Source organism: Okeania hirsuta (assembly GCF_003838195.1).
In the GTDB taxonomy this organism is placed as follows: Bacteria; Cyanobacteriota; Cyanobacteriia; order Cyanobacteriales; family Microcoleaceae; genus Okeania; species Okeania hirsuta.
In genome coordinates, this window is the sequence record NZ_RCBY01000063.1 from 24,973 (window position 1) to 34,700 (window position 9,728).

Consider the following 9,728-nt stretch of genomic DNA (forward strand, 5'->3'; position numbering starts at 1 on the left):
AATGATTTTGTGAGTAACTTTTACAACCCTAGTTTATAGTAAATAAAGAGCAAGTTTATTTTCTGGAGATGTCTAATAGTTTTAATGATCTTCAGTGTCATCTGATGCGATTGCCTGACTATTAGACCAACCACAAAATAGCTGCCACTAGGATCCGCCAACATTGACAAAACTTTACAAAAAGTCTCTAACTTTTGGATATAGGATATAGATGTTCAGCTTTACACACAAAAAAAATGTTGGAGGACTATATGACACCAAATAATGGAGTTCACTCAACTAAAGTGAACCACACAAAAGCTCACCGAAAGTTGATTACAGCTATTATCGCTCTATTTGCTTTCACTTTTGTCCTATTTGGCTTTTCGGGGGTGACTTCCCCAGCGTTTGCTGGGCCAGGCGGAACCTATACAACAGGATGGGTGACACGGTTTAATGTTAGTGATGGAGTGGAAGCAACTCAGTGGTATGAGGAAAAACTTGGCATGATCGTCAATGAGGAAAATTCCGCATTCCCTTATTATGTGCAACTTTTCTATCCAGAACTTCCTGATACCCAAATTGGCCTGAGTCAGAGTAAACCTGTTCAATCGGGAAAAGCAACTGCTACGATCGCTGTAGATGATATTGAGCAAGCGGTAGATTTCCTAGATTATAAAGGGGTTGAAGTTGGGCCACTTTGCAATGCGGGGGATGGTTATACGGTACTCGCCTTCTTTTGCGATCCTGATGGCAATAATTTGGCTCTTCGTCAGGATGGTTTTCCGAATTCTTTTGATGATTGTGGATCGCCTGTATGCAATAATTGCGAATACTAGGGATGTCGGTCGTGAATTGCCCTGCAATTATTTCTGATTGACTGCTAGTATCAAGTTCGGATAAATAGTCGATTGTCCGAACTTGATATTAGTAACCGCTAGCTGAAAATCAAGTTGAAAATCAAATCCCACTCCACTCCCTTAAAATTGGTAAAACAAAAGTAATAGGCGCTCTTTCTTCTACTCGTACTCGCGTTGTTGTAGTTGTACCAGCAGTTAATTTTTGTTGGGGTCCTTTTGAAGAAGACCATTGATAACTACTAAAGGTATTGGGGTCTAATTTTAGTTGAGCGATCGCTTCAATTTTCCCCCCACTTTCGCCGATAATATTTTCTACTATTTCAGGATTTCCTACTACGAAGTTTGCACCTTCTTTTGTTACAGGAAAATCAGATACAGAAATAATTTTGCCGATAATTCCACCAAACCTTTCCCGTTTTACAGTATCAGGAGTGATTAAAATTTCCATTTCTGGTGTGATGCGTTTGCCATCTGAAACAGCAAAATAACTGACTGCTTGTAATTCTCCTGATTTTCCTTTGATATTAATTTTACCCAAAGTCGTACCTGGATTTACAAATTGTCCGAGAGTAGTTTGTATTTCCAAAATACATCCATCTACAGGACTAAGAATTTTACTATTATCAGTAATTTGTTTTTCTAATTGAGCAATTTCTCGTTTAACTTCTTCAATTTGATTTTTGCGTGTATTAACTGCTTCTAAATTTTCTTGTTCTAAACGTTTTCTCTGAGTATCTAAATCTTGTAAATCTGCTTTTATTTGAGTTATTGTATTCTGATTTTCTAAAAATTTTTGCTTTGTTTCTGTTTCTTGTAATTTTAGTCCTTGTAATTCAGCTTTAATTTCATTAATTCTGTTGGTATTATCTAAAAATCGTTCGTCAGTTTCGGTTGTTTGTAAATCTAATTCTTGGATTTTGGTTTCAATTTCTCTAATAGTATTGAGGTTGTCTAAATATTGTTGATTAACTTGTGCTTCCTGCACTTTTAATTCTGTTAATTCAGTCTCAATTTCTTTGATATTATTGAGGTTTTGTGCATATTTTTCTATAGCTTCTGTTCGCTCTACTTCTAGTTGCTTTAGCTCTGCTTCTATTTCTGTAATATTTTGCAGATTTTGTTGATATTCTTGTTTGCTTTGCAGTAGAGTATCTTCAGAAATTGCTCCCTGTTCATATAAGTCCTGACGTCTTTTTAGTCTCTCCTCAAAAGTAGGAGTTAACTCTCGTGCATCTTGTAAACGTTGCAGTAGACTTTCTCGTTTTTGTTGTAATGCTACTTCATTTTGATTCAGCAAAATAGGGGTTAAAGCCTTGGTATTTTCTAACCTTTGTTCCAGGGTAATTTTTTGTTCGGTGAGTGCTGCTAGTTGTTTTTCTTGTAACTCGGGAGTTAGTGCTTTAGCATCTTGTAAACGCTGTTGTAAGCTAGTTCGTTGCTTGGCAATCGCCTCTAATTTTTTCTCTTTTAATATAGGAGTTACTGTTTCTAGGTCTGACAAACGTTTTTCTAAACTCTGACGTTGTTCTCGGATGGCATTTAAAGTATCATTTTGCAGTATTGGTGTTATTGCTTGAGTATCTTTCAAGCGTTGTTCTAAACTGTTTTTTTTTCCTACTAAAGCTTCTATTTCGAGTTGAGTACGTTGATTTTGTAGTTGTTGGGTATCTTGAGCTTGAGATTCTAATTGAATTAGTTTATTCTGTTGTAATTCTAATTGTTTTTTGAGCTGAGATGGATCGATAGTTGCCAGTACATAATTTTTTTTTATGCACTGCCCATCCTGTATATTTAAAGACTGTAATCTACCAGCGATCGCTGACTGAAATTCTATTACTTGTCGAGGGCGAATTAATACTCCTTTTCCACTAATAGTAATAGGTATTTTGCCGAAAATACTCCATAATAAACCCAGAATTACTAGACTACCTAATGTTGCTAAAGGTAGCCAATCTTTGAGAGTAACTACTTGCATTAATTGGTCTAGTCGTTCTGGGGAAGAAAGCCGTTCTAAAGATTCTTTGCGGAATATACGGCGCTGTTTTTCAGACATTAATAACTGTAGATTAACTTCCCATGACTTTTTTTAAATTAACTTAGATATGATTCAAGAAGTAAATAAGTAAGAAGAGAAACTCAATAAATCTTCAATTATTTATTTGTAATTAAATTTTGACTTCTTAAAAGTGTTTCTGTCATGGTAGCCAATTTATGCAAACTAGCTTCTAATTCATCAGCACGTTGTTGATGTTTTTGCTTACGCATTAGAGCAGCACGAGCTAAATCTTCCCGGTCTTGTTTGACCGCCGCCACTGCTACTTTTTGCCAGGTATTTATTTCCTGTTTAAGTTGTTTATATTCTGGTTGAATATTTTCCCAAGCTATTTTTATATCTGCTAAAGCTTTGTTGACTAATTCAGTAGTATCTAAGTCAGTTTTTACTCCTAAAATTGCTTGCTTAATTGGTTCTGAAATTTGCTCAACATTAATGTGATAAAGCAGAGGAATAAAGTTTTTTACCTGTTGACTTTGACTAACTCCAGTTATGCACCAAGTAGCAAAATGTTCACAATTATTTTTAATAATATTATATTTTCTTTCTCCTAATCTACTTTCTGCTCTTTGAATGACTGTATCAGCAATATAACGAACTGGGTAACGTTTTACATAAACTTTTCTTCTATCAGTAAAATATTCTTTAGAAGTTCTTTCAATAGTTTCTGTACCCTTACGATAATGAATAACTGTTCCATCACCACAGTCAATGCCATGATGTTCGTAAACACCATCTATATTTAAAAACTCTCTAAGAGTATATATTTGCTCTCCTCTTGCCATATTATTTTTCAAGTTTTACTTAATTTAACTAGCTATCAGCTATCAGCTATTAGCTGTCAGCTATTAGCTTAAAAAGGTAGTGCATAGATAATGGTATCTGTTTGCGGAGTAATCCGTTAGGAAAAGCTTGGTTCAACAATTAATAATTAATAATTACCTTTGCTTGAAAACGGATAGGATTGACGCGGTAGGGGAAATTAATTCATTGTTTCTCCTTTAAATAAAGGAGAGGATTTTTACCTTAATTATTCGGTAAAATATCCCCGACGCGTGAGCAAGTCGTTTAATTTTAGGAGGGGTTGTTCATACCATTTTCGTTCTGGAATACTTTTTAACCTAATTCTATTTTAATCTAATTGACGCAACTTTTACACAAACTAAAACCACTAATCCTAAAGCTAAAATTCCAGCAGTAACTGCAATGATTGGCATATCTAAATGACGAATTACAATGGCTATAAGTGCCCAAACAAATACTAGAGGATAAGCAATATCTTGCTTTTGCATATTAATAATTCCTGCAATAATTGCTCCAATTATTAACATGATTATTGTCCAAACTATGGCGACTTGCCCTGTACTATTCCAGCCTAAATAATGTAGGGCGCTTGCTATATTCACAATCGTTGCCACACTAATCCAAGCAAAATATATACTTATCGGATAATGAACTAACCATTTATCTTTTTTGGGCACTCTTTCATAACTAATTCCTAAATTTAGATATAGGCAAATTAAACAGCCTAAAATTCCTAACATTGCCAAAACTGAAAAGGTAAATAACTGAAATTGAAATAAAAATACCCAAACTATTTGTGCCAGACTCGCACCCACTAAAAAATATCCACATCTCTGTAAAATTGGATTCTCTCTTTGTGCTGGTAATACTTGATAAACTCCAAAACTAATTAAACCTAAATAAATTAATCCCCAAATTGCAAAAGCATAACTAGCCGGAATAATCAAAACATCCTGAAATACAGTGTTAGAAATTTCACCAATAGTTTTGCCACCAGGAGGAGCAAGATTAACATATACATTCAGAAAAAAAGCAGCAATAATTCCTATTAAATTAGCCCACTGTCGAATAATGTTTGAATTAAATTTGTTAGTATTAGTTTCCATAATTGTCTTTACTCTTATAAATAAATCCGATTAAGCAAAATTATAATTTAGCCCGGAAGTTGTTACCTCTACAACTCACCGGGCTACTTGTTCAAATAATTAGTTAATCTTAATCAAATTATAACATTTATATTTGTAGAATTAATCTTTAATTACTTCTAGTCCACAAGCTTCTGCCAGTTGTTGTGCTATACTCTTATATTGACGAGGTGGAGTGTGAGTATCTAAGTCTAAATTAAAACCTTCTATAACACGCTGAATTAATTTTGAACGCCATATAGCTTCTATTTCATAATCAGAACTTAGGCTACCTTCAGATAATGCTAACCTCAATTTATCTAATATTTGAAATTGTCCCACTAAAATTGCTGCTTTAGTAACATCATTAGAATCAGTATCAAGAGCATCTAGTTGCCTACTAACTCGATTCCATTCACCATCAATTATCTCGATCAAAACTGCAGCAAGTTTAGCATTACGTTGCTGTGTCAATATCTGAAATTCGTCGTTAGTCATCATGATTAACTCCTAAATATATGATTATCGACTATCTAATTTTAGATATCACATCTACACTGTTGACTCCCATGAATATAATCTTAAATTTTGAATAATTTAGTTCCTACATGGCCTCTTGATTTTATGTCAGATAATTAGTTATCCAAAAAAGAGGGAGTAGGGAGTAGGAAGTAGGGAGTAGGGAAAAATAATTGATGATTTATGGATAATAATTTATTTTATTTTGGATTTTTACCCGATGTATTATTAATAAATAATGGCAGAGATTTACATCTTTCATAAATTGCTGATTATTAAGCTAATTTTTTTTTCACAGGAAAAATTCGGTGAATTTCAAAGATAGCAATTCCCATCCTGATGAGATACAAAATTAGTTTGTTTTAGGGAGTAGGGAGTAGAAAAATCACTGTACTTCAGTAACTTGAGAAACGCTATAATATATGAATTATTTTTGTAAGAATTCAGCAGTCAGCTATCAGCTATTGCTTTGATAACTGACTAAAAGCAATATTTAATTAGACATCTCCAGAAAAGAGGGGAAAGGGAAGAATAATTGATAATTTATGGATAAAAATTGATTTAAATTTTGATTTGCGGAGATGTCTATTGAGCTAGAAAAACCTTGCTACAAAAGTCATCTCTAAAGTCTATATTCATTTAAACTTCGTCCTCAAGCACAGGGTCTTATTGCTGATAGCTGAATGCTTACTTATTTTTTATTCAAAAATCAACTTTTTTTTACTGTCTTCTGGAACACTTAACCTCAATATATAGGAAATTAAAAACAAAGGAATGTTAAATTTTTAACACCAACTATTAAGAGCGAACAAGACACAGTTAACAAAAAAGAAAAATAGACCGCAAAAGAAGTAAAACAAATTATTTTGACTTTTGCAATAGATCTAGTCAAAAATCAAGGTAGAAATAAACTTTCCTGAATTTTTCTGATAATGACTGATTAACCTGAATATGATAATCTATCAACAATAAAATTCTATTAAAGGAATCTAAATAATGACAAAATTACGAGTAGGTTTATTATTTGGCGGTTGTTCCGGTGAACATGAAGTATCCCTTAATTCAGCAAAAGCGATCGCTACTGCTTTAACTAAAGGTCAAAATACAGACAAATACGAATTGATGCCAATTTACATTCAAAAAGATGGTCGTTGGCAACCAACTGATTTTTCTCAACAAGTTCTAGAGTCTGGTAACCTACCATCTTCTAAGCTTACAGATGATAATTCCGATACTGAAACTACCTCCTCTCTTGCTTCTCAAAGTTCGTCTAACCTCTGGCAAACTCCTCCTCAAGCTGCCCAAGTAGATGTTTGGTTTCCAGTGCTTCACGGTCCCAATGGCGAAGATGGTACCATACAGGGTCTACTGAAGTTAATGCAGGTTCCATTTGTGGGGTCTGGGGTTTTGGGCTCTGCAATGGGTATGGATAAGATAGCTATGAAAATGGCTTTTGCTCAAGCAGGTTTGCCCCAGGTAAAATATCAGGCAGTGACGCGATCGCAGATTTGGTCTAATCCTTGTGTGTTTCCCAAGTTGTGCGATGATATTGAGGCAGCTTTAGGATATCCCTGTTTTGTTAAACCTGCTAATTTAGGCTCATCAGTGGGTATTGCTAAGGTGCGGTCGCGAGCAGAATTGGAAACTGCTTTGGATAATGCTGCTAGTTATGACCGTCGAATTATTGTTGAAGCGGGTGTAGAAGCAAGAGAGTTAGAATGCGCGGTGCTGGGAAATGATGTCCCGAAAGCTTCTGTGGTGGGAGAGATTACTTTTGACAGTGATTTTTATGATTATGAGACTAAGTATACAGAAGGAAAAGCGGACTTATTTATTCCAGCGCGAGTCAGTGAAGCGATCACTGCTCAAATTCAAGAAATGGCAACTCAAGCATTTTTAGCTGTGGATGCTGCGGGTTTAGCTAGAGTAGATTTTTTCTATGTAGAGAAAACAGGGGAAATTTTTATTAATGAAATTAATACAATGCCTGGTTTTACTGCGACGAGTATGTATCCTATGCTCTGGAAAGCTAGTGGAATTCCTTTTGATGAGTTAGTAGACTGTTTAATTCAATTAGCTTTAGAAAGACATTCTAAGTAACTAACAATTTTCTGTAGGTTGGGTAGAGCGACAGCGAAACCCAACATTGGCATCAAAAAATTTTGTGATATTTTGTATTCAGTTGGTCTAGGAATTGCTGATTCATCTCCAAAAATAAAAAATAAAATCAATTCTCACACATAAATTATCAATTATTTCTCCCTAATGCCTATTGTCTACTGCCTACTCCCTCTTTTGGAGGAGATGTCTATTCGTTCAACAATTATTAATTATTACCTCTTCTTTTCAAGGAGAGGTAATAATTAATAATGAAAATTTTTCTTTATTATCCCCTTAAAAGGGGAGGCTTTAAACCAAAATTTTTCGGTAAAAAATCTAAGGATATATAAAAACATTGTACAACAAACTTCCTAAATTTGGCTAACTAAAGGTAATTTCAAAGTAAATGTACTGCCTCGATCTGGTAGACTTTGAACAGTAACATTCCCTTGATGAAGTTGAGCGATCGCTACTGCAATAGATAAACCCAATCCCGAACCCCCACTCTGACGAGAGCGATCGCTATTCACGCGATAAAATCGGTCAAAAATTCGTTTTTGTTCTCTTTCTGGAATGCCAATACCTGTATCTTTAACATGAATAAAAACGGAATTAACATTAACTTCTAAAATTATTTTCACCTCACCTTCTGGGTTTGTATAGTTAATAGCGTTAACAACTAAATTTGAAACTAAACGATACAATTGTTCCGTATTTCCCATCACTTCCACAGGTTGAAAAACCCTAATTTCAGACAGAAGTTTAACCTTAGCTGCAACGGCCAAAAATGCAAATTCTTCAGCAATATCGTTAACTAAATCATTCAAACAAATACATTCCTGTTTTTGGGGCAATTTTTCCATCCCACTATCCATGCGACAGAGAACCAATAAATCTGCCACCATTTGAGATAAACGTTGATTTTGTCGCGCCATTATTTCCAGAGTTTCCCTAGCTTCCACCTCAGTTAATTTTGGCAGCATTAAAGTAGATTCAACAGTAGCACGAATCGCAGCTAACGGCGTTCGTAACTCGTGGGCAGCATCAGCCGTAAATTGCTGAATTTGCCGATATGAATGGTAAATGGGGCGCATTGCCTTGCCAGATAACCACCAACTAGCACCAGCAATCGACAAAATTCCTATTGGCAAACCTAAAAGTAAGATATGAGTAACTGTTTTAATATATTCATCAAAATCTTGTAAACTCCGTCCAACTTGAAGATATCCCCACTCCGAAGCATCTTGGGTATGTAGCATTAGAGAAATTTGCCGATAACGCTTACCATTGGAAGTTAGGGTTTGTAGTTGTGATGCTGCTGTTTGAGTCAGTTGTAGTTTCTTTGGTCGTAACCCTGCTATTGCTATTAAATTGTTGGAGCGATCGAGTAAGCGTAGATAATAATTTCCTGTTTCGGGAACTCTTGTCAAATGAGACTGAATTAGATCGCAAGACGTTTCCACCAAACAAAGATCGGGCAAGATACGAGTTGCTGTAGCTGTTAGCTTTGAAGGTTGTTTGAGAACTACTTTCAAACTATCGTGAATTGTTTTTGCCACTGATTTTAGTTCTCTGTCAATGGTAATTCGGTGGGCATGGAGAATTGCTTCGTAAAATCCTAAAGTGCATATACTCAGAATAATACCCATTACCATGACATACCAACTAGCAAGGGAAAGGCGAGTGCGTTGAAAGAGTTTATTTTCGTGCATTTTTTAGCTAGATAGGGCTTGCTTTACATTAGACATCTCCTCCAAAAGAGGGAATAGGGAATAGGGAACAGGGAACAGGGAAGAATAATTGATAATTTATGGGTAATAATTAATTTGATTTTTGATTTTTACGCCTATGTCTATTAAATCTACTTCCTTTATTCGTTGAGTATTCAATAAATCATACGAATAGTTTGATTTTTATTAATATAATATTTCATACCATTACTTATAAACAATTACTCCTACTGAAACTATGAGCTAACTTTGATGTTATACTATTGCGTATATCAAAATAGTTAAAAAATCATGTTTGTTGGTACTACTGAAGCAGCTTCTCTATTAAGTATTTCTGCTCAAAGAGTCCGAGTTTTACTCCAAGAAGGTAGGATTCAAGGAGCTAGAAAGATCAATGGTCGCACTTGGGTGATTCCTCTATATAAAGGGATGCCGAGAATTGCAGGTAGGAGTCGTGGTCCCAAACCTCGTTGGCGTTCCTGTAGACACTGTGGCAAGAATACAACCATAAGGGGGTTGGTAAGGGGGTGCTGGTTTCCCCACTCCTCCACAGGGTGGG

8 protein-coding genes are annotated in these 9,728 nt (G+C 35.2%); 3 read left to right on the top strand and 5 right to left on the bottom strand.

Going from position 1 to position 9,728, the window contains the following annotated elements; translation table 11 throughout:
• Positions 1–251 precede the first annotated feature (251 nt).
• On the top strand, positions 252–818 hold the full coding sequence (locus tag D5R40_RS12880) for a VOC family protein (RefSeq protein WP_124142728.1): 567 nt from the start codon (positions 252–254) through the stop codon (positions 816–818).
• A gap of 121 nt (positions 819–939) precedes the next feature.
• Here D5R40_RS12880 and D5R40_RS12885 read toward each other — a convergent pair whose 3' ends face one another.
• The 4 genes from D5R40_RS12885 to D5R40_RS12900 all read right to left on the bottom strand — a co-directional run bounded on the left by D5R40_RS12885 (position 940) and on the right by D5R40_RS12900 (position 5,321).
• Entirely contained in the window at positions 940–2,892 is a 1,953-nt protein-coding gene (locus tag D5R40_RS12885; protein WP_124142727.1) for an NHLP bacteriocin system secretion protein, read from the bottom strand.
• Positions 2,893–2,990: 98 nt separating this feature from the next.
• A complete protein-coding gene (locus D5R40_RS12890; RefSeq protein ID WP_124142726.1) occupies positions 2,991–3,677 on the bottom strand; it encodes a lecithin retinol acyltransferase family protein in 687 nt (228 codons plus the stop codon).
• A 342-nt stretch (positions 3,678–4,019) separates the two neighbouring features.
• Positions 4,020–4,802, bottom strand: coding sequence for a TspO-related membrane protein (locus D5R40_RS12895; protein WP_124142725.1), 783 nt, complete (start codon positions 4,800–4,802; stop codon positions 4,020–4,022).
• Positions 4,803–4,943: 141 nt separating this feature from the next.
• Positions 4,944–5,321, bottom strand: a complete 378-nt coding sequence (locus D5R40_RS12900; RefSeq protein ID WP_240038729.1) for a hypothetical protein — start codon at positions 5,319–5,321, stop codon at positions 4,944–4,946.
• 1,014 nt (positions 5,322–6,335) lie between these two features.
• Here D5R40_RS12900 and D5R40_RS12905 point away from each other — a divergent pair.
• Positions 6,336–7,439: a D-alanine--D-alanine ligase family protein gene (locus D5R40_RS12905; RefSeq protein ID WP_124142724.1), complete on the top strand. Its 1,104-nt coding sequence runs from the start codon at positions 6,336–6,338 to the stop codon at positions 7,437–7,439.
• Positions 7,440–7,810: 371 nt separating this feature from the next.
• On the opposite strand, the gene rppB is transcribed toward D5R40_RS12905, so the two are convergent.
• Positions 7,811–9,151 carry a two-component system sensor histidine kinase RppB gene (gene rppB / locus D5R40_RS12910; protein WP_124142723.1) on the bottom strand — a complete coding sequence of 447 codons (1,341 nt, stop codon included), beginning with the start codon at positions 9,149–9,151 and terminating at the stop codon, positions 7,811–7,813.
• 309 nt (positions 9,152–9,460) lie between these two features.
• On the opposite strand from rppB, the gene D5R40_RS12915 reads away from it, so the two are divergent.
• On the top strand, positions 9,461–9,728 hold a 268-nt coding region (locus D5R40_RS12915), incomplete at its 3' end, for a helix-turn-helix domain-containing protein (RefSeq protein ID WP_134239614.1).